The following is a 24,565-nucleotide window of genomic DNA, read 5'->3' as shown; positions in this document are numbered from 1 at the left end:
ACCAGTAGTGAACGTAATGCAAATGCTGATTGCTGAAAGATTAGTCATGTGACTATTAGGGACAATTATGAATGGACGCGAGACAAGATTTTCGAATGAGCCTGTGATATTCAATCCTGAAGAAAGTCTGAATAAATACCTCCTGAATATCTATCACTCAGACCTGGTAGCCGATGTGGAATCATTCACCGGCGACGAGGCATTGAGTATGCCCTATCGTTACACCATTCGTTTTACCTCAACCACCGATGATGCTGACGCTTTCCATATCGTTCAGAAAGAGGCGACATTTACCCTTCGTGCCGCAAACCCGGCATGGTCAAAACGTTTTCCAGCTCGCGATAAATGGCTGGTTTTAAGAAAAATTCACGGGGTCATCACATCACTAAGCAGGATCAGCAGCAGCGCTGATGAAACCTTGTATGAAGCGGTGCTGGAACATCCTATGGCGCTGCTCAACACGCGTTATCGCAGTGCCATTTATCAGAATGTATCCGTGCCGGAACTGGTCAAGCAAATCCTCAAAGAACATCGCTTTGAGGGTTATGAAATCAATTTTGACGAACTTTCCTGGGCGTATCCACCACGGGAAATGATCGTCCAGTGGAAAGAAACTGACCTGTCTTTCATCCAGCGCTTACTCTCCGAGGTGGGGATCTGGTTCAGGTTCGAGCTACATCCTGACCATGACCACATCGTCGTTATCATCTTCGGGGATTCAGGCTCGAACTATATCCACCACTATAAAATTGCCGCTATAAATCCCGCAGGAACAGTCGGTAGCCTCTATAGCATGCGTAACCTGACGGCCAGGCACGCCATCGTGCCTGCATCAGTCAATGTCCGTAACTACAACTATCGGGAAAGCAGGAACTTAAGGACTCTGGAAGAACAGGCTGATTTATCACGCGTACCAGAGCTGGTCTGCGGTGGGGAATACCATTACGGAGATATACATCTGACTTGTGGCGATCGCTGGGCTATCAAGAGAGGACAAAGTGCAGAAACCAGCTGGCACTATGCCAGGATTCGTCATGAATACCTGCTGACAAATATGATTACACTGGCGGCAATTGCTGACGACCCCAATATTGTACCGGGCTATGACATCGATATCACCGGTGACATACCTGCTGCCTTCCATGAGGGTATGGTAATAACAAGCATGCATTTGTCGGGTTCCCGGCGCAGCAGCTTTCAGAGTGAAGTCAAAGGTGTGCCTTACAGTAAAATCTGGAGCTTCCGGCCAGAACGTCTGCCTCGTCCAATCATCACCGGTACCATTCCTGCGCGAATATCAGGAATCAGCCTCAACGATCGGCTTGCACGCATAGATAATCATGGTCGTTACAGGGTGCATTTTAGCTTTGACCAGGCTGAATGGAAAAAGGGCATGGAGAGCATGCCAGTGCGGTTAGGACGGCAGTACGCCGGTGATACTTACGGCATGCACTTCCCCCTGCTCGACAATACAGAGGTTGGCATTGCGTTTGAAAATGGCGACCCCGAACGTCCGTTTATTGCACATGCCTTCCATGACCAGATTAATCCAGACCTGGTTACAGACCGTAACAGCACTCGCAATATCATCAGAACGCCACGCAACAACAAGTTTCGGATGGAGGATAAGAAAGACCAGGAGCATATCAAGGTTGCGACGGAGTACGGCAAGTCACAACTGAATTTAGGCCACCTCGTCGATGCATCTGGAAAACAGCGTGGCGAAGGCGTTGAGCTACGCACTGACAAGCAGGCTTCGCTTCGTTCCGCTGAAGGTTTTCATATCACCACTGAAGCGAAACCCAAAGCCACCGGCAATCAGAACGACATGGCCGCGACCGTAGCGCAGCTTGAATCAGCGTTACAACTGGCTCGCTCGCTTCAGGCCAGTTCAGAAATAGCGGATACGCCAGCCGCGGATCTGTCGCCGGTAATGGAACTTCAGCAGCGGGTACGAAAACCAGAGGATGCCACCCTTTCCCTGCATGGTGAATCAGGCGTAGCCCTGACATCCCCTCAATCGGTTTTGCTGCATGCCGGGGAGAATATGACCACTACGGCCAAACAAGACATGAATACCAACGCCTTCCGTCGTATGACTCTGGCCGCAGGGGAAGTCTTCTCCGTCTTCGTCCGTAAAGCAGGAATGGTGTTCACCGCTGCGAAAGGCTCAATACGGTTAACAGCACAGAAAGGTGAAATTAACGCCGTCGCGAATCAGAACATTAATCTGACCAGTTCGCAGGGCAAAATTGTCCTGAATGCTAAAGATGAACTTTTGCTGATGTGCGGAGGCGCTGGCATCCGTCTCAAAAATGGTGAAATTGAGTTTATCGCCCCTCATTACATCAGGTTTAAAGCACCTGCCGTCGATTACATGGCGAAGGCGAGCCTTGATCATCTGAAGCCAACCTTTGCTGAAGGGGAGTTGGCTCAGCAGTTCCGGCTGCATGCCCCTGACGACCCGGATCATATTCTGAAAGGTCAACGTTTCAGGCTCCATAAAAAAGGCGAAGTCATTGAGGGGATCACCGATGCTAACGGTGAATCGCCACTGCTGAACACATCTGAACTTGACACCTGGTCGCTCGAATTAGTCCATGATATTGAAACCACGGAGGGAACCGTATGAGTGAGTCATCTGATGCGCAGAATGCCAACCCATTTGATGAGGCTCCAGAGCCACAAGATCCGCAAAGTTTCGGCGCACACAATAACCGTTTCCTGGCGCAGCAGTGTATCGGCGTTCCGGTAAATGCCGGTAAACCGATGTACACCACGAACTGCCCAGTTCACCGTCCAATGCCAGGAATTGTGATACTGGTTCATGGCGTGAATGACGTGGGGGAAGCCTATCAGAACCAGGAACGCGGCATTATCGAAGGGCTGAAAAAGCGACTTGGCCGCGATGATTTATGGCCGCATGAGTGGGAAGAAAAAACCTACAAAATCCGTAATGCGGAAGGGGTAATGGAGGACTGTACCGATACACAGAAAAAGCAGATGGTCTGCACCTCTACCTCAGTGCGCTCACCGGTAATCCCCTTTTATTGGGGCTATCGCCCGGTTGATAAGGCTGTGTGGGAAGATGACCAGCGACAGTACCGAGAAGCCATGCGCAACAGTGGCAATAGCTCAGAAACCCCCTTACCGTACGATGCCTATCGCGAAAATGACCCGGCGATCCTAAAGCGATTCGGTGGTAAGTATGCGATGGACTGCTTTCATAATACTCTGGACTTAAGTGGGGTCTGGGGTGGTGGAACGTTCGCCAATGCCACTACCAGCATCCCTGATATGCTAGGGCCGGGAGCCGGGGGCGCAGCGCTTGGTGCGGTTGGCTTTATGAGCCGCAGTGAACTGGCAAACGGCGGTGACTTTACCCATCCGGTGTACAACAACCCGCACCGAATTTACCAGTTCTATGCGGCGCAGAGGCTGGCAAACCTGATATTAAGAATTCGGCGTAACCCGACTACTCGCACTGATACGATTAACATTGTGGCTCATAGTCAGGGAACCATTATCACGATGCTGGCGAACATGCTGGTTAAACAGGCAGATATGGCACCGGCTGACTGCGTGATCCTCAATCATTGCCCTTATTCTCTTGAAAATCGCTGGCTGGAGAACGGCCAGCCAGGCCACCATCAGACAGATACAGCCCGGCAGCAAACCTTTGAGAACTTTTGCCGTTTGATGGCAACGAATGATAAGTTCGCGGCCAGCGGCGATGGCCTGATGAGTGCCGCCGACCAGAAAGTGCTTCTCGATACGATGACGCTCCCGCGCAAGGCGTTCAGCAGCAACTGGTATGACACTCCGTTAAATCAGCGTAATAACTTCGGCAAGGTCTATAACTATTTTTGCCCGAATGACGGCACGGTATCCCTGCTGCCTGTACAGGGCTTTGGCTGGCGGGGTGTTCCACAAAAGCTGGCCGACACAATCCCGAACCTACGGCAGCGCGTTTTTTTCCAGAACAGCAGTGTCGGCCATGCGCCTGATGGAAAGCCGTTTCGTAAGCCTGCTGCGGGAAAAGGCGATTTCGCTTATTCAGCGCTGACAAACGCAAGCTGGGATTTTCCTGATGTGGTTCCAAACGGCGAACCCCTGCCAGAGCCTTTTATTTTCACGCTGATGGGGCAACCAGACCCACTCGATACCAATGCTGATAAAGACAAAGCCTACAAGGCTCCTGTAGGGGGGAATGACGCTATGGTTTCGTATAACGCGAAAGCGGGGGCAGCCAGCAATGCCAGGCGCACAAAAGAGGAAGTGTTCAACTGCCCGCCGTTCGATCCCTTTAAACATCTACAGCCCGGCCACATCCTGACCCAGAGGGAAATTGATGTACTCAGATACTGGCGGGAAATGGATATCGTCAGCGGTGAAATCACCGGCGTTAACGACGCTAACAAAAAGATCGTCGTTCGCCGTAATTTGACCGAAGCCGAACTGCATAAGCTATTCACTTCCTCCGACGATGTAATGTTCAGCCAACATTCATCAATTGTCATGTCGCCTAAAGTACCGGAGCTGGCAATGGCTTATGACCTGGCTATCGGCCCCTGCAAGTCGTTTGATTATGAGCATGGTGCATTCTGGCGGGAATTAATCGCATTGGCCGACTGGCGTAGTTGGTCAACAGATAGTTATGCCAGGAACTATTATCGGACAGGACAGCTCCCGGAACCGGAAACCAAAATTTTCATGAACAAACCCGATCAGATCTTACCGAAAGGGGAATTTGGCGTGGTGAACCAGTTTATGAATGCAACCCGCGTGATCCCGGCTCATTACCCGGAAGTCCATAACCGTGAAGTGGCAAATCTGCAATGGCCGATGCCCCCGGTTCAAGGATTTAATACTGTTCCCTCTGAACCGAGAAGGAAAATCGGATGATAAAAAGATTCTTAAGTCTGGCCATGATAATCGGCCAGATATTATTAGCGGGATGTACGGCCGCGCAGGAGTCGCCGACGCAGGTTATTTACCGCTTTGACGACCACCGTTATCTGGAGCTGAAGGGCTGGAACTGCCAGGGGGCGTTGTACTACGTTGACCCGGTCCGCGGCATCCGTTCTGAAGTCGCAAGCCAGTTTTATCGGGCATTTGCTGATAAATATATACATCCTTCGGAGCGCTATATTGCCGTTCCTTCATGGGATTCTTCTGCCTTCCTTGTTTCAAAAAATTACGGTGAGACCTGGCAGGTCGCGCATTTTGATACAGGATTTCATACCGTTGAACCGGACGGCTCAAGCAGTCCATCCAGAGAAAATATGCTCTCGTTCACGGTCATTAACGATCAGGGATTTTTGCTTACTCGCCAGGGGAATCTCTACATGAGTTCAAAACCCTTCGATGACCCGCGCATATTACCGGGGGGGAAAGGGGTTGACTATATTGATGAGGACGGAGATAAGCACCATATGCGGCCAGGCTTTGCGGGGCCAGGATGGGGTTTATCGTATATTCCACCGAAAACAATCGACCAGTTAACTTACCAGTACCTTACTAACTGGCAGAACCTGCCGACCCGCGTACCAGAAGTCAGCAATTACAAGGGCTGGGATCACATGCAGTGCAACCCGGATCGTGGAGTTAAGGAATGAACAATCTGACTCGGGTAATCCTGACGCTCTGCATGGGGATATTATTAGCGGGATGTACGGCCGCGCAGGAGTCGCCGACGCAGGTTATTTACCGGTTTGACGATCATCGTTACCTGGAGTTGAAGGGTTGGAACTGTGAGGGGGCATTGTACTACGTTGACCCGGTCCGCGGCATCCGTTCTGAAGTCGCAAGCCAGTTTTATCGGGCATTTGCTGATAAATATATACATCCTTCGGAGCGCTATATTGCCGTTCCTTCATGGGATTCTTCTGCCTTCCTTGTTTCAAAAAATTACGGTGAAACGTGGCAAGTTGCGCCATTTAGCACCGGATTTCATACGGTCGAACCGGACGGCTCAAAGAGTCCATCCAGAGAAAATATGCTCTCGTTCACGGTCGTTAACGATCAGGGCTTTCTCTTAACCCGCCAGGGGAATCTCTACATGAGTTCAAAACCGTTCGATGACCCACGGATTTTGCCCGGCGGATCCGGCGTTGATTATGTCGATGAAGACGGTGATAAGCATCATCTTCGACCGGGCTTTGCAGGTGCATCCTGGGGGTTATCGTACATTCCACCGAAGTCTCTTAAGTACTTAACGGCTTCTCAGTTAGCTAACTGGCAGAACCTGCCGACCCGCGTACCAGAAGTCAGCAATTACAAGGGCTGGGATCACATGCAGTGCAACCCGGATCGGGGGCTTAAAGAGTGAGCACGGTGAATTAAATCATCTCAAGTGAGAACACTTTCAAACGAGGTGTTTTAAACGCTACAGGCGGCCCTGCTCTTTCAGCCATTCGCGCAGCAGGAACAGCGCGCTGACGTTTCGCGCCTCGCTGAAGTCTTCTTCATCCAGCAGGTCGAGCAGTTTTGCCAGCGGCCAGCGCACCTGCGGCAGCTCTTCCGGCTCATCCCCTTCCAGTGATTCAGGGTAGAGGTCTTCGGCGACCACGATATTCATCCTGCTGGAGAAATAAGAAGGTGCCATGGTGAGCTTTTTCAGGAAGGTCAGCTCGTTGGCCCCAAAGCCAACTTCTTCTTTTAGCTCGCGGTTTGCGGCTTCAAACACGGTTTCACCCGGGTCGATAAGTCCCTTAGAAAAACCAAGCTCGTATGATTCCGTCCCAACCGCATATTCCCGAATCAGAATGACATGATCGTCAACCACCGGGATAATCATCACCGCTTCGCGCGAAGAAGGCCGCATGCGTTCGTAAACGCGGCGTACGCCATTGCTGAACTCCAGGTCCACGGTCTCGACATTAAACAGGCGTGATCGCGCCACGGTTTCAACATGTAAAATGGTCGGTTTCTGTAAGGATTTGCTCATCGTGGCTGGTTTAAAGAGTGGGACAGGTGTGTCATTGTGCGGTATGCCGCACACCTCGTGCAATGCACATTGGTTATTATTTACATTTTTGTAACTTTGTCTGATTGCTAACAGCGGCTTCGTATCTGTCAAGCAGGCGCAATGAAATAGGAATTTGCTGATATTTACCGGGAAGTCGCTTTGCTAACATCAAGTTACCGCAGGTTTCACCCTACAAAAGACTCAAGTTCATATTTGTACCTGCCGATAACAACTCATACACCCATAATGCTTTAAGGTGTGCATCTTGCTGCGCTTGAATAAGAAAACGATGATTTAATGGGGATGGCATGAGCACCTTACTCCTTTTTTTAGCTGCTATGCTGGCCTGTGTAATCATTGCCGGATGGCTGGTCTGGCGTAGCCTGCGGCTGCGTTCCCGGCCTGCAAACGTGCAATCCTTTACCGGTGCTACCGCCCGCAAACTCACCGCTGAAGAGCGCACCGCCGTTGAAGCCTATATCGAGACGCTGACCCGTACCCAGGACATCGTCGGGCCTTCCGGTGCCAGTACGGCACCCGTGAAGCTGGTGCTCAACGCGCAAAGTAGTACCGTCCTCTCGCTGACTCGCTCCATTACCCGCTACGGACTGTCGACGGATGACGCCAACAAATGGCGCTACTACCTCGATTCCGTGGAGGTCCACCTGCCGCCGTTCTGGGAGCAGTACATCACCAACGACAATAACGTTGAGCTGATCCGTACCGAAACCGTGCCGCTCGTCATCTCGCTGAATGGTCATACTCTGGGAGAAGAGAGTATTGATAGCCGCGGCTTCGCGCTGGAGCGGGCCACCAACACTCAGGCCTCGATTCGCGGCGAAGAGAGCGAGCAAATTGAACTGCTGAATATCCGCCAGGAAACGGCGGAAGAAGCTGCCCTGAGCCGCCCGGACGGACTGCGCGAGGCGATTCTGATGTGCGTCGCGTTTGTCATGCTCTATCTGTGCCTGGTCAGTCCGATTGTCGTGCTGCCCTGGCTGCTGGGCGGCGCGATTATGCTGCTGGCCGCCAGCCTCTGGGGCCTGTTTGCGCCCCCGGCAAAAAATACGCTGCGTGAGATCCACTGCCTGCGCGGCACGCCCAAGCGCTGGGGCCTGTTTGGCGAATCCAACCAGGATCAGATCAACAATATCTCGCTGGGCATTATTGACCTGATTTATCCGCCGCACTGGCAGCCCTACGTCGCACAGGATCTCGGGCAGAAAACCGATATTGATATCTACCTCGACCGTAACGTGGTGCGCCAGGGGCGCTTCCTCTCGCTGCATGATGAGGTTAAAAACTTCCCGATTCAGCACTGGATGCGCAATCTGGTTATCGCCACCGGCGCGCTGGCGGTGCTGCTGATGCTGCTGATTTGGGTGCCGCTGGAGATGCCGCTGAAATTGAGCATCTCCTGGCTTAAGGGCGCGCAAACAATAGAAGCGACGACCGTTGCGGATCTGCAGAAAACCCAGCTGCGCGTTGGCGATACCCTGCGCGTCTCCGGCACCGGCATGTGTAATATTCATCTGCCCGGCACCTATCCGACTAAACAAAACAACCCGTTTACGCCTTTCGACTGCTCACAGATTGTCTGGAACACGGCCCCTCCGCTGCCGCTGCCGGAGTCTGATATCATGGATAAAGCCACGGCGTTAACCCAGGCGGTCAGCAGCCAGCTCCATCCGCAAACGGAAGCAGACTCGAAGGTTAACCCGCAGCTAAGAACGGCCATTCAGAAATCGGGGATGGTGCTGCTGGATGATTTCGCCAGCATAGTGCTGAAGACCCAGGCGCTCTGTACAGCGGACGATGAATGCGTCCGCCTGAAGAACGCGCTGATCAACCTGGGCAACACTAAAGACTGGGATTCGCTGCTCAAAAGGGCCGACGCCGGCAAGCTGGACGGCGTAAACGTGCTGCTGCGACCGGTGAGCGCCGAGTCCCTTGATAACCTCGTCACCACCTCCACCGCGCCGTTCTTTATCCGCGAAACGGCCCGCGCCGCGCAGAAGCTCAACAGCCCGGCGCCCGGCGGGTTTATTATCGTCAGCGACGAAGGCAGCGATCTTGTCGATCAGCCGCTGCCGCCGGTTTCGCTGTATGACTTCCCGGCCCAGGAGCAGTGGGAAGAGTTCCAGCGCCTGGCCGATATGCTGCTGCGTACGCCGTTCAGCGCCGAGGGGATTATTACCGGCCTGAGCACCGATGCCAACGGCACCCAGCACGTGACGCTGCACCGCATTCCTGACAGCAGTAGCCTGTGGCGCTATATCGCAACTACCCTGCTGCTGTTCAGCATGCTGGTTCTGGCGATGATCAACGGCGCGCTCGCCTGGCGTCGCTACCACCGTAGCCGCAACCGCCTGGCACAAATTCAGCAGTACTACGAAAGCTGTATAAACCCTTCGCTCACGGCTATCCCGGCGGTACGCCCGCTGTTCTGACCTCACGCGGCAGGTTGTGCTAACCTGTCGCGCAGTTTCCTTCAATCAGGTTTACCCCATGCATATTGATATTGCCTGGCAGGACGTCGACACCGTGCTGCTCGATATGGACGGCACGCTGCTGGATCTCGCCTTTGATAACCATTTCTGGCAGAAGCTGGTCCCGGAAACCCTCAGCCTCGATCGCGGCATCCCTCTGGATGAAGCCCACCAGCTTATCCGCCAGGAATATCACGCCGTGCAGCATACGCTAAACTGGTACTGTCTGGACTACTGGAGCGAGCGTCTGGGGCTGGATATCTGCGCCATGACCACCGCGCAGGGGCCAAACGCGATACTGCGTGAAGATACTGCGCCATTTCTTGCGGCGCTGAAAGCGTGCGGGAAAAGGCGAATTCTGCTGACCAATGCGCATCCGCACAACCTGGCCGTGAAGCTTGAACACACGGGTTTAGCCCAGCACCTTGATTTATTGCTTTCCACCCACACATTTGGTTATCCGAAAGAGGATCAGCGTTTGTGGCAGGCCGTCGCTGCGCATACCGGGCTGGAGGGGGCACGCACCGTCTTTATTGACGACAGCGAGCCGATTCTGGACGCCGCGGCGCAGTTTGGTATTCGTTACTGCCTGGGCGTCACTAACCCTGACTCCGGCGTGACGGACAAAACCTGGCAGCGCCATCCCGCGCTGAACGACTACCGCCGCCTGATCCCTTCGCTTTCCGTAAAGGAGTAGCCATGAAAGAAAAGCCCGCGACAGGCGTACGCCTCGACAAATGGCTTTGGGCCGCCCGCTTTTACAAAACCCGCGCCGTGGCGAGGGAGATGGTTGAGGGCGGCAAGGTGCACTACAACGGACAACGCAGCAAGCCCAGTAAACTTGTTGAGCTGAACGCGACGCTGACGCTGCGTCAGGGCAACGACGAGCGTACGGTGACCGTCCTCGGCATTACCGAACAGCGCCGCCCGGCAGCGGAAGCGGCGCTGCTGTATGAAGAGACGGCGCAAAGCGTCGAAAAACGGGAAAAGGTGGCGCTGGCCCGCAAGATGAACGCGCTGACCATGCCGCACCCCGACCGTCGCCCGGATAAGAAAGAGCGCCGGGATCTGATGAAATTTAAACACGGCGGCAACGAGTAGCTGCCGCCTGACCGAGAGAAAATTATGGCTCAACACGACCAACTCCATCGTTACCTGTTTGAAAACTACGCCGTGCGCGGCGAGCTGGTGACGGTTTCCGAAACCTGGCAGCAGATCATGGAAAACCATGACTATCCGCAGCCGGTAAAAACGATCCTCGGCGAACTGCTGGTCGCCACCAGCCTGCTGACGGCAACGCTGAAGTTTGACGGTGATATCACCGTGCAGCTACAGGGCGACGGCCCGATGAACCTCGCGGTGATCAACGGCAACAATAAGCAGCAGATGCGCGGCGTGGCTCGCGTTCAGGGCGAAATCCCTGCGGATGCGGACATGAAAACCCTGATCGGCAACGGCTATCTGGTTATCACCATCACCCCGAGTGAAGGCGAGCGCTACCAGGGCGTTGTCGGGCTGGAGGGCGATACGCTGGCCGAGTGTCTGGAAGATTACTTCCTGCGCTCCGAACAGCTGCCAACGCGCCTGTTCATCCGTACCGGCGACGTGGACGGCAAAGCCGCTGCGGGCGGTATGCTGCTGCAGGTGTTACCGGCGCAGGACGCCCAGGCCGATGACTTTGCGCACCTGGCCGCGCTGACCGAAACCATTAAAGCCGAAGAGCTGCTGAACCTGCCTGCTAACGACGTGCTGTGGCGCCTGTACCACGAAGAAGAGGTAACGCTCTACGATCCGCAGGCCGTTGAGTTCAAATGCACCTGCTCCCGTGAGCGCTGTGCCGACGCGCTGAGAACCCTGCCGGACGAAGAGGTGGACAGCATTATTGCCGACGACGGCGAAATCGACATGAACTGTGATTACTGCGGTAACCACTACGTGTTCGACGCGATGGACATCGCCGCTATCCGCAACAATGCCTCTCCGGCGGATCCGCAGGTACATTGATCGTTGAAGCTCCCTCTCCTCTCACAGGAGAGGGAGCAAAAAAAACCGCGTTTGCATGCAAACGCGCGCTCAATCACAAAGCGTCCGTTTATCGCACTAATTTTTAACATATTCAGACTATTTTCCCCGACCTTTTGCCAATTCCTGCCATACTCTCCACCCGTTGTGACCAGCCTCACAGCGTTTTCCGCTACCCGATTTGAGTCGGATGCTCAAATCTATGAGTTTGGTCGCGGTTAACAACCAATAAACAACCCTACAATCTAAGGCAGTACAAATTGGCTAAGGAGCAGTGAAATGCGAGTTAAAGGCATAACCCCGCAGGATCTCAAGGCTTATGGTATTCACGATGCGAGTGAGGTGCTTTACAACCCCGATTACGAAACGCTGTACCGCGAAGAGCTGGCCCCCGGTCTGCAAGGCTTCGAGCGTGGAGTAGAAACAAATCTTGGTGCGGTAGCAGTCGATACCGGTATCTTCACCGGTCGTTCCCCGAAAGATAAATACATTGTCCGCGACGATACCACCCGCGACACCCTGTGGTGGGCAGACAACGGCAAAGGCAAAAACGATAATAAACCCCTTTCTGAAGAGACCTGGCGCAGCCTGAAGGGTCTTGTCACCGAACAGCTCTCTGGTAAACGTTTGTTCATTGTCGACGCGTTCTGCGGCGCCAATGCGGACACGCGTCTGTCGGTACGTTTTATTACCGAAGTGGCCTGGCAGGCTCATTTCGTTAAAAACATGTTTATCCGCCCAACCGACGAAGAGCTGGCAACATTTGAACCTGATTTCGTGGTGATGAACGGTGCCAAATGTACCAATCCTCACTGGCAAGAGCAGGGACTGAACTCCGAGAACTTCGTGGCCTTTAACCTTACCGAGCGCATGCAGCTGATTGGCGGCACCTGGTACGGCGGCGAAATGAAAAAGGGCATGTTCTCCATCATGAACTACCTGCTGCCGCTGAAGGGCATTGCTTCCATGCACTGCTCGGCGAACGTGGGTGAAGATGGCGACGTGGCCGTGTTCTTCGGGCTTTCCGGCACCGGCAAAACCACCCTGTCCACCGATCCGAAACGCCGCCTGATTGGCGATGACGAACACGGCTGGGACGACGACGGCGTGTTCAACTTTGAAGGCGGCTGCTACGCGAAGACGATTCGCCTGTCTGAAGAGGCGGAGCCGGACATCTTCCACGCTATCCGTCGCGACGCTCTGCTGGAAAACGTCACCGTGCGTGCCGACGGCTCCATCGACTTCGACGACAGCTCAAAAACGGAAAACACCCGCGTCTCCTACCCGATTTACCACATCGACAATATCGTTAAGCCGGTGTCAAAAGCGGGCCATGCGACGAAAGTGATTTTCCTGACCGCAGACGCCTTTGGCGTGCTGCCGCCGGTATCCCGCCTGACGGCAAACCAGACGCAGTATCACTTCCTGTCTGGCTTTACCGCGAAGCTGGCGGGCACCGAGCGCGGCGTCACTGAACCTACGCCAACCTTCTCCGCCTGCTTCGGGGCGGCATTCCTGTCGCTGCACCCAACGCAGTACGCGGAAGTGCTGGTGAAGCGCATGCAGGCATCCGGCGCGCAGGCTTATCTGGTGAACACGGGCTGGAACGGCACGGGCAAACGTATCTCGATAAAAGATACCCGCGCGATCATCGACGCGATACTGGACGGCTCGCTGGACAACGCCGAGACCTTCACGCTGCCGATGTTCGATCTGGCGATCCCGACCGAACTGGCGGGCGTTGATCCACATATTCTGGACCCGCGTAACACCTACGCGTCACCGGAACAGTGGCAGGAGAAAGCAGAGCAGCTGGCGAAGCTGTTTGTGGCTAACTTTGAGAAGTACACCGATACCCCGGCGGGTGCGGCCTTAGTGAGCGCAGGGCCTAAGATCTAAGTTCTTTATTCAGCCTACGACTCGAACGATTTGTAGGTTGGATAAGCGCCAGCGCCATCCCACATAAAAAAAACGAACCCCTCGGGGTTCGTTTTTTGTTTTCAGCGCATCAGGCTTCTTTGGTTTGCGGCACAACCTTGCTTATCGGCAGCGGCAGATAAGCCCTGATCCGTAAGCCGCCGCGCTCGCTGCTGCCGATATCGAGCAGGCCGTTATGGTTGTCGATAATACGCTGGACTATCGCCAGGCCCAGCCCTGTGCCGCTGGTGGTGCGGGCGCTGTCGCCGCGCACAAACGGCTGGAACAGGTGCTTAAGCTGCTCGGGTTTAATCCCCGGGCCGTCGTCTTCCACCTGGAACCAGGCGCGGTTCAGCTCGCCGCCGCTGCTGACTTTGATCCAGCCGTTACCGTAGCGGGCGGCGTTAACCACCATATTGGCAACCGCACGCTTGATGGACAGCGGGTGAATATTCACCAGCAGCTCACCATCCTGCAAATCGGTTTCGATTTCGCGCTCGTAGCCGCTTTCTGCGGCCACCACTTCGCCCAGCACGCCGTTCAGATCTGCCGTTTCCAGCGGCATCTCCTGCCCGGTGCGCAGGTAGTCGATAAACTGTTCGATAATCGCGTTGCACTCTTCGATATCTTTGTTGATCGACTCGGCGAGATAGCCATCCTCCTGGCCCATCATCTCCGTCGCAAGACGGATACGCGTCAGCGGCGTTCGCAGGTCATGGCTGACCCCGGCCATCAGCAGCGTACGATCATCCGCCAGCTGTTTAACGCCCGCCGCCATATGGTTGAACGCACGGGTTACCGAGCGGACCTCCGAAGCACCGTATTCGCGCAGCGGCGGCGGGATAATTCCTTTACCGACCTGAAGCGCAGCGTGCTCCAGGTCGACCAGCGGTCGGTTCTGTATGCGGATAAACAGCCACGCGCCCCCTATCGCCAGCAGCATAATGGCCAGCGTATAGCGGAACAGCGGCGAGAAATCCCCCTGGTGAATCTCGGTGAGCGGAACGCGCACCCAGATATTCGGCGACAGCCAGGTCTTCAGCCAGACCACCGGCGAGCTTTTGTTGACCTCGACGCGGACTTCCGTCGGGCCACCCAGCTGCTGCGCCATCTGCTGGCTTAAAAACTCATAGTGCTGCGCCCAGCGCAGGCCAGCATCTTCCGCCGCCTCGTTGGAGTAGAGGGAAATGCCCAGCTCGCGGTAAATCTCACGGCGAAAGGCCGGTGGCACCACCAGCTGCGTGCCGTCTTCAAGCTGCAGCTTATCCGTCATCAGCATACGGACTTCGTAGGCGAGGACTTTATTAAACTGCTGCAGGCTAGGCAGGATCGCGAAGTTAAGCACCACAAGGTAGGTCGTCACCAGGCTGACAAACAGCAGGGTGACGATCAGGAGCAGCGTACGGGCAAACGAGCTTCTTGGCGAGAAGCGGACTCGCCTCATGCCTTAGAACCGTCCGGCACGAAGACGTAGCCCAGACCCCAAACGGTCTGAATATAGCGCGGATGCGCCGGGTCCTCTTCCACCATGCGGCGCAGGCGGGAGATCTGTACGTCGATAGAACGTTCCATGGCGCTGTACTCGCGGCCACGGGCAAGGTTCATCAGTTTGTCGCGGGAAAGAGGCTCGCGCGGGTGGCTCACCAGCGCTTTCAGCACCGCGAACTCACCGCTGGTCAGCGGCATAGGCTCATCTTCACGGAACATCTCGCGGGTGCCGAGGTTCAGCTTGAATTTGCCGAAGGCGATAACCGCTTCTTCCTGAGAAGGCGCGCCCGGCAGTTCGTTCGCCTGACGGCGCAGGACGGCACGGATACGGGCTAACAGCTCACGCGGGTTAAACGGTTTTGGAATGTAGTCATCAGCACCGATTTCCAGGCCCACGATACGGTCTACTTCTTCGCCCTTGGCGGTGACCATAATGATCGGCATCGGGTTGCTCTGGCTGCGCAGGCGGCGGCAGATAGACAGGCCATCTTCGCCGGGCAGCATCAGGTCCAGCACCATCAGGTGGAAGGACTCACGGGTTAACAGGCGATCCATCTGTTCCGCGTTGGCGACGCTACGAACCTGGAAGCCCTGTTCGGTCAGATAACGCTCTAACAGAGCACGCAGACGCATATCGTCATCCACGACCAGAATTTTATAGTTCTCTTGCATTCTTATAACTCCCAAAGGCTCGAACAGTTGAGTGCGTATTCTTAAAAAACTGTGTCAATACGACCAGTCAAATCTGGTATACATTCTAGTCGAAATTGTTACAAAGCATATTAAACAGACGGTTATCAGCACCTTTTCACCAAAAAGAATGACCTGACTCGCAAATACCGGGGATTGCCATCATCCTGATATATCGGTTTAAATCACTCCCATTGTTCCCGACGCCAAAGGCTTACTGATGAAAACGCCGCTGATTACCCGAGAAGGCTACGAAAAGCTCAAGCAAGAAAAGGATTACCTGTGGCGAGAAGAGCGTCCGGAGGTGACAAAAAAGGTCACGTGGGCGGCAAGCCTTGGCGATCGCAGTGAAAACGCCGACTACCAGTACAACAAAAAACGGCTGCGCGAGATAGACCGCCGCGTCCGTTATCTGACGAAATGCCTCGAATACCTAAAGATTGTCGACTATTCCCCCCAGCAGGAGGGCAAAGTGTTCTTCGGCGCCTGGGTCGAAATTGAAAATGACGACGGCAATCAGCTGCGCTTCCGCATTGTCGGCTACGATGAAATCTTCGGGCGCAAAGATTATATCTCCATCGACTCGCCGATGGCCCGCGCCCTGCTGAAGAAAGAAGAGGGCGATCTGGCGGTCGTGCAGACCCCCGGCGGCGAAGCCCAGTGGTACGTTAACAAAATTGAATACGTGAAGTAGCACGATGCCGGTCACAGAACCGTCCGATTAATCGCCACTCAGGGGCTGCGGCTGGCATTTTCACCCTCCAATCCGTATAACTGTCCCCTGATTTTTGCACCTAATGACCTACTCAACACAGATGAAAAGCCATGATGAATGATTCGCTCTGCCGCATTATTGCAAGTGAGCTTCATGCCAGAAACGAACAGGTGGAAGCCGCCGTTCGTCTTCTTGATGAAGGGAATACCGTGCCGTTTATTGCACGTTATCGTAAGGAAGTCACCGGCGGTCTGGATGACACGCAGCTGCGTCAGTTAGAGACCCGTCTTAGCTACCTGCGCGAGCTTGAAGACCGCCGCCAGGTCATTCTGAAATCCATTACCGAGCAGGGTAAACTGACCGACGAGCTGGCGAACGCGATTAGCGGCACGCTGAGCAAAACCGAGCTGGAAGATTTATACCTGCCGTACAAGCAAAAGCGCCGCACGCGCGGGCAAATTGCCATTGAAGCGGGCCTTGAGCCGCTGGCTGAACTGCTGTGGAACGAACCGTCCCACGAGCCGGAACAGGAAGCCGCCCGCTTTGTGGATGCCGACAAAGGCGTCGCCGATACCAAAGCCGCCCTTGATGGCGCACGCTATATCCTGATGGAGCGCTTCGCGGAAGACGCAGCCCTGCTGGCGAAAGTTCGAAACTACCTGTGGAAGAACGCGCACCTCGTTTCCACGGTTGTCAGCGGCAAAGAGGACGAAGGCGCGAAATTCCGCGACTACTTCGACCATCACGAACCTATTGCTACCGTGCCCTCCCACCGCGCGCTGGCCATGTTCCGTGGCCGCAACGAAGGCATCCTGCAGCTGGCGCTGAACGCCGATCCGCAGCACGATGAGCCACCACGTGAAAGCTACTGCGAACAGCTGATTATCGAGCATCTCGCCCTGCGCCTGAACAATGCCCCGGCGGATGCCTGGCGTCGCGCCGTGGTGAGCTGGACCTGGCGCATCAAAATACTGATGCACCTGGAAACCGAGCTGATGGGCACCGTGCGCGAGCGCGCCGACGAAGAAGCCATCAACGTCTTTGCCCGCAACATGCACGACCTGCTGATGGCCGCCCCTGCCGGCCTGCGCGCCACGATGGGGCTGGATCCGGGCCTGCGTACCGGCGTAAAAGTCGCGGTTGTCGATTCAACCGGCAAGCTCGTCGCCACAGACACTATCTATCCACATACCGGCCAGGCTGCGAAAGCCGCCGCCGCCGTGGCTGCGCTGTGTGAGAAGCACAACGTGGAGCTGGTGGCGATTGGCAACGGCACCGCCTCCCGCGAGACCGAACGTTTCTACCTCGACGTTCAGCAGCAGTTCCCGAAAGTTACCGCCCAGAAGGTTATCGTCAGCGAAGCGGGCGCTTCCGTTTATTCAGCATCCGAGCTGGCCGCGCTGGAATTCCCGGATCTCGATGTATCGATCCGTGGCGCGGTATCCATCGCCCGCCGCTTGCAGGATCCGCTGGCAGAGCTGGTGAAAATCGATCCGAAATCCATCGGCGTGGGCCAGTACCAGCACGACGTCAGCCAGTCGCAGCTTGCGAAGAAGCTGGATGCGGTGGTGGAAGACTGCGTGAACGCCGTTGGCGTGGATCTGAACACCGCTTCAGTCCCGCTGCTGACGCGGGTAGCAGGCCTGACGCGCATGATGGCGCAAAACATTGTTAACTGGCGCGATGAGAACGGCCGCTTCCAGGATCGCCAGCAGCTGCTGAAAGTCAGCCGCCTTGGGCCAAAAGCCTTTGAGCAGTGCGCGGGCTTCCTGCGTATTAACCACGGCAACAACCCGCTGGATGCCTCGACCGTTCACCCGGAAGCCTATCCGGTGGTTGAGCGTATTCTTGCCGCTACCGAGCAGGCGCTGGCAGACCTTATGGGCAACGGCGAAGCGCTGCGCGGCCTGAAGGCGAGCGAGTTTACCGACGAACGCTTTGGCGTGCCGACCGTTACCGACATCATCAAAGAGCTGGAAAAACCGGGTCGCGATCCTCGCCCTGAATTCAAAACGGCAAAATTTGCCGACGGCGTGGAAACCATGAACGACCTGACGCCGGGCATGGTGCTGGAAGGCGCGGTAACCAACGTTACCAACTTCGGAGCCTTTGTGGATATCGGCGTGCACCAGGACGGCCTGGTCCACATCTCTTCGCTCTCCGACAAGTTCATCGACGATCCGCACAAGGTGGTGAAGGCCGGTGACATTGTTAAAGTGAAGGTGCTGGAAGTGGATTTGCAGCGTAAACGTATCGCGCTGACCATGCGCCTTGACGAGCAGCCGGGCGAAACCAACGCCCGCCGCAGCAGCGCGCCACGCGAGCAGAACAACGGGCGCCGCCCTGCCCAGCAGCAGGCAAAACCGCGCGGGCGTGATAACGCCAGCAGCGGCAACAGCGCGATGGGTGATGCGCTGGCAGCGGCGTTTGGTAAGAAGAGCTAACCTTCCGGCGGATGACGCTGCGTTTTCCCGCTCTGCACCCTTTTATGGGTCAGCGTGGATAAACAAAGCGTCATCCACCGTATTTAGCACAATTTGTTCTAATTTCCCGACGTACCATTCATAAATAACATTTCATTATCAGCCAGGTTATTTTCTCAACCATTATAAAGCGTTCCCCGCCAGCTATATTTCGGCGAATGTGTAAATAATAAACCTGCGCGCATCATTCATGTAACACATGAAATGCCTGCGCAACATTAATCCACGAAATATAATGACGTTACGTTTTATTTACCTTCTTAACCCTTTGTAATAATTTGCTTTAATTAAAGGCTAATGCTAAATATTTGCTCACTGACATCATCACCCGCCGTTGCATTTAATAATAAAAAATGAGCGCTCGTTCATAAAATAAGTATTGCTGATAGAAACCATTCTCATTATCATTGTGGTGTTTATTACGCTTCCCTTACCTTTTAAGAAAAAGGCGATCGCCGCGCAACGGGACGTGCCGGTGAACTCAGTAGCTCAGCCAGCGGGAAATCTGCATCTCGCTTAAGAAGGTCCTATGCACTTCATACCGAAAAGCACCTGGAAAATAACCGGCTTTGCCCGTGAAATAAGCCCGGCTTACCGTCAGAAATTATTATCTCTGGGTATGCTCCCCGGCTCCTCTTTTAACGTTGTTCGCGTCGCACCATTAGGCGATCCGGTACATATCGAAACGCGTCGCGTAAGCCTGGTGCTGCGTAAAAAAGATCTCGAATTATTAAACGTCGAAGTCGTTGCCTGAAAGGCGGGTTGGGCGTTCGCGCTCTGGTTTTAATTCTCTTTAGTTCACGAAAAAATGAAAAACTTAACCATAGGTTTAATCGGCAATCCCAATTCAGGCAAAACCACGCTGTTTAATCAGCTGACGGGCTCACGTCAGCGCGTGGGCAACTGGGCGGGCGTCACCGTCGAACGAAAAGAAGGCCAGTTCTCCACGCTGAATAACAAAGTCACGCTGGTTGACCTGCCGGGGACCTACTCCCTGACCACCATCTCGTCGCAAACCTCGCTCGACGAGCAAATCGCCTGCCACTACATTCTGAGCGGCGACGCCGACCTGCTGATTAACGTCGTCGACGCGTCAAACCTTGAGCGCAACCTCTACCTGACGCTTCAGCTGCTGGAGCTGGGCATTCCCTGCGTTGTGGCGCTCAATATGCTCGATATCGCCGAGAAGCAGGCTATCCGCATCGACATCGATGCCCTTGCCGCCCGCCTTGGCTGCCCTGTCGTGCCGCTGGTATCAACCCGAGGGCGCGGCATCGAAGGGCTGAAGCTCGCCATCGACCGCCGGGAACCTAACGGCCGCCCGGACCTGGTGCTTTACCCGCCCGCGCTGCTCAAAGAAGTCGACAGCCTGGCGGCGGACATGTCCGGCGAGATGCCGGAACAGCAGCGCCGCTGGCTGGCCCTGCAAATGCTCGAAGGCGATATTTACAGCCAGGCCTTTGCCGGCAGCGCTGCGGACAAGCTCGAAAAAGCGCGTGAAAATCTTGCACAAACCCTTGAAGATCCGGCCCTGCTGATTGCCGATGCGCGCTATCAGTGCATCGCCGCCGTCTGCGATACCGTCAGCAACAGCCTGACCGCCGAGCCAAGCCGCATGACGGCGATGATGGACAAAATCATCCTGAACCGCTTCCTCGGCCTGCCGATCTTTTTGCTGGTCATGTACGTCATGTTCCTGCTGGCGATTAACATCGGCGGCGCGCTGCAGCCTATTTTCGACGGCGGCTCTGCGGCCATCTTTATTCACGGCATTCAGTGGATTGGCGCCACGCTGCACTTCCCGGACTGGCTGACCATCTTCTTAGCCCAGGGCATCGGCGGCGGTATCAATACCGTGCTGCCGCTGGTGCCGCAAATCGGCATGATGTACCTGTTCCTCTCCTTCCTTGAGGATTCCGGCTACATGGCCCGCGCGGCGTTCGTGATGGACAGGCTGATGCAGGCGCTCGGCCTGCCGGGCAAATCCTTCGTGCCGCTGATTGTCGGCTTCGGCTGTAACGTGCCGTCCGTGATGGGTGCACGAACCCTGGACGCCCCGCGTGAACGCCTGATGACCATCATGATGGCACCGTTTATGTCCTGCGGCGCGCGTCTGGCCATTTTTGCCGTCTTTGCCGCCGCGTTCTTCGGGCAGGAAGGCGCGCTGGTTGTCTTCTCCCTCTACATTCTCGGCATCGTAATGGCGATCCTGACCGGGCTGATGCTCAAGTACACCATCATGCGCGGTGAAGCGACGCCGTTCGTGATGGAGCTGCCGGTCTATCACGTGCCGCACCTGAAAAGCCTGCTGATGCAGACCTGGCAGCGCCTGAAGGGCTTCGTGCTGCGCGCCGGTAAGGTGATTGTCATCGTCAGTATTTTCATCGGTGCCCTGAACAGCTTCTCGTTCAGCGGCAAGCCGGTGGACAACATCAACGATTCGGCGCTGGCCTCCGTCAGTAAAGTTCTGACCCCGCTGCTTAAGCCAATCGGCGTGCATGAAGATAACTGGCAGGCCACCGTAGGGCTGTTTACCGGTGCGATGGCGAAAGAGGTCGTGGTGGGGACGCTCAACACCCTCTACACCGCGGAAGACATGCATAACGAAGAGTTTGACGCCGCCAGCTTCAACCTGTGGGACGAACTGGGCGGTGCCGCCGGGGAAACCTGGCAAAGCCTGAAAGACACCTTCAGCCTGAGCGTGCTGGCCAACCCCATCGAAGCCAGCAAAGGCGACGGCGAAATGGCGACCGGCGCAATGGGCGTGATGAGCGACAAGTTCGGCAGCGCGGCGGCGGCCTACAGCTACCTGATTTTCGTCCTGCTCTATATCCCGTGCATTTCGGTGATGGGCGCAGTTGCCCGCGAGTCGAGCCGTGGCTGGATGACCTTCTCCATCCTGTGGGGGCTGAATATCGCTTATTCTCTCTCCACGCTCTACTACCAGACCGTGTCGTTCAAAGAACATCCGCAGTACAGCCTGATCTGCATTCTGGTGGTGATCCTGTTTAACGTGGTGTTAATGGGCGGCCTGCGCCGTGCGCGTAGCCGTGTGAACCTCAGCCTGATGTCGACCCGTAAAACGGCAGCGGCTGCCTGCTGTGAAGCCAGCACCGGCGACTGTCACTAAGGGCAACAGGGGGAAGTTATGGCGAGCTTAATTGATATTCGTAACACACTGGCCCTGCAGGGCCGTATGGATGCCGCACAGATAAGCCAGCTGCTCGCCACCCCGCTGCCGCTGGTGAACGCCATGCTCGGTCGCTTAGAGGCGATGGGTAAAGCGATGCGGGTTGAGGAAGACCCGAGAGACTGCCTGACGGGGAGCTGCAAGAGCTGCCCCGAAGGAAAAAAATGCCTGCGGGAAGTCTGGGTGCTGCAGGGCTAAACCATCGCTATTCATCAACAAGCTTTGCGAACTGATAAATCTGCTCGCAGAACTCAGCGGGATGCGAAATAAACGGCGCGTGGGCGGCCTTCGGGAAAATAGCGGAGCCGCTTTGCGGGTAGCGCTCATCCAGCAGCCCCGCGATTTTGCGCGGCACCAGCCCGTCAAGATAACCGTAAAGGCGCAACAGAGGCACGGTTAGCTTGTCCATCTCTTCACGCAGGTCGACGGTTTTCAGGATCTCCAGCCCGCCGTTAAGTACATCTACCTCCGGCATTGGCTGTTCCAGCACCACCGCTTTAAGCTGGCGAGCGTCCTGGCGGGCCGTCTCCGTGCCCAGCGTTTGCAGCGCGAGGAAGCGCTCTACCGTCCGCTGAAAATCCTCACTTAGCTGCCGCTGGAACCCGGCGAGCACGTCCGGCTTAATGCCGGGCCACTCTTCATGGGCGGTAAAACAAGGCGATGAAGCCACGGTGATTAATCCGCGCACGCGCTCAGGATGTCTCAAAGCGACCCGGCTTGCCACCAACCCGCCCAGGCTCCAGCCGAGCCAGATAGCCTGCTGAGGTGCCTGCGCCAGCACAACCTCCGCCATCTCTTCCAGCGTCAGCGCGCCAAACCCCTGGCTTCGGCCGTAGCCCGGCAAATCAACCAGATGTAAGCGAAACTGCGAGCCGAGTTCCTCAACGATGCAATGCCACACTTCGGCGTTCAGTCCCCATCCGTGCAGCAGCACAAGATCGATTTTTCCTTCACCTTTTGTCTGCCACCAGAGCTTGCTCATCAGTTATTGTTCTCGTTTTGCCATACAGGGAGGTGGCTATGCTAACAATCCCGGGGCTGTGTTGGCTATGCCGGATGCCGCTTGCCTGCCCGGCATGGGGGATATGCTCACGCTGCACGGCGGCCATGCCGGTGGCCCCGCCCTGCTGCCCGTGCTGCGGCCTCCCGGCCATGTGGACAGCATCGCCCTGCGGCAGGTGCCTGCTAAATCCGCCGTCGTGGGACAGATTACTCTTAGTCACGGACTATCAGCCGCCGCTGAGCAAGCTTGTTCATCGCTTGAAGTTTGCGGGCGCCACCGCGCTCGCCCCGGCGCTGGCCCGCTTAATTTTGCTAAAAGTGCTGGATAGCCGCCGCAGGGGGGATTATTTCAGGCCGGACGTCATCGTTTCAGCCCCCCTTCACGCCCGCCGGGCCTGGCGCCGGGGATATAACCAGAGCGCCCTCCTCGCCATCCCCCTCGCCCGCTGGTTAAACTGTGAGTACCAGCCCACGGCCGTCCGCCGCGTCAGGCCAACGGCCACGCAGCATCAGCTCACCGCAAGGCAGCGGCGAGGCAATCTTAAGGGGGCGTTCAGGGTTGATATTCCGCTGGCGGGCCGCCATATGGTTATTGTGGATGATGTCGTCACGACGGGCAGTACCGTGGCGGAAATTGCGCGGCTGCTGAAAAAGCAGGGCGCGGCGACTATCCAGGTATGGTGCCTTTGTCGAACCTTGTAGACCCTCGATGATGGGCGTATTATAACCGACTAAAATAGTCAACTATTGAGCAATCGTTATGATCCGTATTTCCGATACTGCACAATCCCACTTCGCCAAACTGCTGGCGGGACAGGAAGAAGGGACGCAAATTCGCGTATTTGTTATCAACCCAGGTACTCCAAACGCGGAGTGCGGGGTGTCCTATTGCCCGCCGGATGCGGTAGAAGCTTCAGATACAGCGTTGAAATTCGAGCAGCTGACCGCCTACGTGGACGAGCTGAGCGCGCCTTACCTCGAAGATGCTGAAATCGACTTCGTAACCGACCAGCTCGGTTCCCAGCTGACGCTGAAAGCCCCGAACGCCAAAATGCGCAAAGTGGCTGACGATGCGCCGCTGATGGAGCGCGTTGAGTACATGCTGCAGGCAACGGTTAACCCGCAGCTGGCAGGCCACGGCGGCCGCGTAACGCTGATGGAGATCACCGATGAAGGCTTCGCCATCCTGCAGTTCGGCGGCGGCTGCAACGGCTGTTCTATGGTGGACGTGACCCTGAAAGAAGGCATCGAGAAGCAGCTGCTGGCTGAATTCCCGGAGCTGAAAGGCGTTCGCGACCTGACCGAACACCAGCGCGGTGAGCACTCTTATTACTGATACTTGTGGTGGATGACGCTGTCGCTTATCCACCCTACGACTGATCATTGTGGCGGATGACGTCTGTTATTTTCCACCCTACGACTGATCATTGTGGCGGATGACGTCTGTTATTTTCCACCCTACGACTGATACTTGTGGTGGATGACGCTGTCGCTTATCCACCCTACGACTGATCATTGTGGTGGATGACGTCTGTTATTTTCCACCCTACGAATCTTTACCGTAGGGCGGATAAGCAGCGCGTCATCCGCCGTCAGTTT

The 24,565-nt window shown here is 55.7% G+C and carries 20 protein-coding genes; 16 read left to right on the top strand and 4 right to left on the bottom strand.

Going from position 1 to position 24,565, the window contains the following annotated elements; translation table 11 throughout:
* The first annotated feature begins 67 nt into the window (after positions 1 to 67).
* The 4 genes from AAE045_RS15220 to AAE045_RS15205 are packed head-to-tail and all read left to right on the top strand — an operon-like array spanning position 68 to position 6,331.
* Positions 68 to 2,632, top strand: coding sequence for a type VI secretion system Vgr family protein (locus AAE045_RS15220; protein WP_455548450.1), 2,565 nt, complete (start codon positions 68 to 70; stop codon positions 2,630 to 2,632).
* Positions 2,629 to 4,905, top strand: coding sequence for a T6SS effector phospholipase Tle3 domain-containing protein (locus AAE045_RS15215; RefSeq protein WP_455548449.1), 2,277 nt, complete (start codon positions 2,629 to 2,631; stop codon positions 4,903 to 4,905). The genes AAE045_RS15220 and AAE045_RS15215 overlap by 4 nt, the downstream gene beginning before the upstream one ends.
* Positions 4,902 to 5,618: a T6SS immunity protein Tli3 family protein gene (locus tag AAE045_RS15210; RefSeq protein WP_455548448.1), complete on the top strand. Its 717-nt coding sequence runs from the start codon at positions 4,902 to 4,904 to the stop codon at positions 5,616 to 5,618. Before AAE045_RS15215 ends, AAE045_RS15210 begins: the two co-directional genes overlap by 4 nt.
* Positions 5,615 to 6,331, top strand: a complete 717-nt coding sequence (locus AAE045_RS15205; protein WP_455548447.1) for a T6SS immunity protein Tli3 family protein — start codon at positions 5,615 to 5,617, stop codon at positions 6,329 to 6,331. The genes AAE045_RS15210 and AAE045_RS15205 overlap by 4 nt, the downstream gene beginning before the upstream one ends.
* A gap of 57 nt (positions 6,332 to 6,388) precedes the next feature.
* On the opposite strand, the gene nudE is transcribed toward AAE045_RS15205, so the two are convergent.
* Positions 6,389 to 6,949 (bottom strand): ADP compounds hydrolase NudE, encoded by a 561-nt coding sequence (gene nudE, locus AAE045_RS15200; protein ID WP_455426600.1) that lies wholly within the window; start codon positions 6,947 to 6,949, stop codon positions 6,389 to 6,391.
* Positions 6,950 to 7,278: 329 nt separating this feature from the next.
* Between nudE and AAE045_RS15195 the strand changes: the two genes are divergently transcribed.
* The 5 genes from AAE045_RS15195 (at position 7,279) to pckA (ending at position 13,380) form a co-directional block, all read left to right on the top strand.
* Entirely contained in the window at positions 7,279 to 9,420 is a 2,142-nt protein-coding gene (locus AAE045_RS15195) for an intracellular growth attenuator family protein (RefSeq protein ID WP_455548446.1), read from the top strand.
* A 58-nt stretch (positions 9,421 to 9,478) separates the two neighbouring features.
* On the top strand, positions 9,479 to 10,156 hold the full coding sequence (gene yrfG / locus AAE045_RS15190; protein ID WP_455548445.1) for a GMP/IMP nucleotidase: 678 nt from the start codon (positions 9,479 to 9,481) through the stop codon (positions 10,154 to 10,156).
* A gap of 2 nt (positions 10,157 to 10,158) precedes the next feature.
* Positions 10,159 to 10,560 carry a ribosome-associated heat shock protein Hsp15 gene (gene hslR / locus AAE045_RS15185; protein ID WP_455548444.1) on the top strand — a complete coding sequence of 134 codons (402 nt, stop codon included), beginning with the start codon at positions 10,159 to 10,161 and terminating at the stop codon, positions 10,558 to 10,560.
* Between the two features lie 24 nt (positions 10,561 to 10,584).
* The gene (gene hslO, locus AAE045_RS15180; protein ID WP_455548443.1) at positions 10,585 to 11,463 is read left to right on the top strand and encodes an Hsp33 family molecular chaperone HslO; all 879 of its coding nucleotides are present in this window, start codon (positions 10,585 to 10,587) and stop codon (positions 11,461 to 11,463) included.
* Positions 11,464 to 11,760: 297 nt separating this feature from the next.
* Positions 11,761 to 13,380 carry a phosphoenolpyruvate carboxykinase (ATP) gene (pckA, locus tag AAE045_RS15175; protein ID WP_455548442.1) on the top strand — a complete coding sequence of 540 codons (1,620 nt, stop codon included), beginning with the start codon at positions 11,761 to 11,763 and terminating at the stop codon, positions 13,378 to 13,380.
* Between the two features lie 109 nt (positions 13,381 to 13,489).
* Here the strand turns inward: pckA and envZ are convergent, their stop codons facing one another.
* Positions 13,490 to 14,842, bottom strand: a complete 1,353-nt coding sequence (gene envZ, locus AAE045_RS15170) for a two-component system sensor histidine kinase EnvZ (RefSeq protein WP_455548441.1) — start codon at positions 14,840 to 14,842, stop codon at positions 13,490 to 13,492.
* On the bottom strand, positions 14,839 to 15,558 hold the full coding sequence (gene ompR / locus AAE045_RS15165; RefSeq protein ID WP_001157751.1) for an osmolarity response regulator transcription factor OmpR: 720 nt from the start codon (positions 15,556 to 15,558) through the stop codon (positions 14,839 to 14,841). Before ompR ends, envZ begins: the two co-directional genes overlap by 4 nt.
* A 238-nt stretch (positions 15,559 to 15,796) precedes the next feature.
* On the opposite strand from ompR, the gene greB reads away from it, so the two are divergent.
* From greB to feoC, 5 genes are all read left to right on the top strand, one after another.
* Complete coding sequence (greB, locus tag AAE045_RS15160) at positions 15,797 to 16,270, top strand: transcription elongation factor GreB (RefSeq protein WP_455426593.1); 474 nt, start codon at positions 15,797 to 15,799, stop codon at positions 16,268 to 16,270.
* A gap of 131 nt (positions 16,271 to 16,401) precedes the next feature.
* Positions 16,402 to 18,735 (top strand): Tex family protein, encoded by a 2,334-nt coding sequence (locus AAE045_RS15155; RefSeq protein WP_455548440.1) that lies wholly within the window; start codon positions 16,402 to 16,404, stop codon positions 18,733 to 18,735.
* Between the two features lie 568 nt (positions 18,736 to 19,303).
* Positions 19,304 to 19,528, top strand: a complete 225-nt coding sequence (feoA, locus tag AAE045_RS15150) for a ferrous iron transporter A (RefSeq protein ID WP_455548439.1) — start codon at positions 19,304 to 19,306, stop codon at positions 19,526 to 19,528.
* A gap of 54 nt (positions 19,529 to 19,582) precedes the next feature.
* Positions 19,583 to 21,904 (top strand): Fe(2+) transporter permease subunit FeoB, encoded by a 2,322-nt coding sequence (feoB, locus tag AAE045_RS15145; RefSeq protein WP_455548438.1) that lies wholly within the window; start codon positions 19,583 to 19,585, stop codon positions 21,902 to 21,904.
* A gap of 18 nt (positions 21,905 to 21,922) precedes the next feature.
* A complete protein-coding gene (feoC, locus tag AAE045_RS15140; RefSeq protein WP_455548437.1) occupies positions 21,923 to 22,162 on the top strand; it encodes a [Fe-S]-dependent transcriptional repressor FeoC in 240 nt (79 codons plus the stop codon).
* Between the two features lie 7 nt (positions 22,163 to 22,169).
* On the opposite strand, the gene bioH is transcribed toward feoC, so the two are convergent.
* Positions 22,170 to 22,946, bottom strand: coding sequence for a pimeloyl-ACP methyl ester esterase BioH (bioH, locus tag AAE045_RS15135; RefSeq protein ID WP_455548436.1), 777 nt, complete (start codon positions 22,944 to 22,946; stop codon positions 22,170 to 22,172).
* A gap of 38 nt (positions 22,947 to 22,984) precedes the next feature.
* On the opposite strand from bioH, the gene gntX reads away from it, so the two are divergent.
* Together gntX and nfuA are read left to right on the top strand one after the other, a co-directional pair.
* Positions 22,985 to 23,668: a DNA utilization protein GntX gene (gntX, locus tag AAE045_RS15130; protein WP_455548435.1), complete on the top strand. Its 684-nt coding sequence runs from the start codon at positions 22,985 to 22,987 to the stop codon at positions 23,666 to 23,668.
* Between the two features lie 58 nt (positions 23,669 to 23,726).
* On the top strand, positions 23,727 to 24,302 hold the full coding sequence (gene nfuA, locus AAE045_RS15125; RefSeq protein WP_271127687.1) for a Fe-S biogenesis protein NfuA: 576 nt from the start codon (positions 23,727 to 23,729) through the stop codon (positions 24,300 to 24,302).
* The last annotated feature ends 263 nt before the right edge of the window (positions 24,303 to 24,565 follow it).

Origin of the sequence: Dryocola clanedunensis (genome assembly GCF_038405435.1) — a bacterium.
Lineage (GTDB): Bacteria > Pseudomonadota > Gammaproteobacteria > Enterobacterales > Enterobacteriaceae > Dryocola > Dryocola clanedunensis_A.
This window is presented reverse-complemented; position numbering and strand designations above follow the sequence as displayed.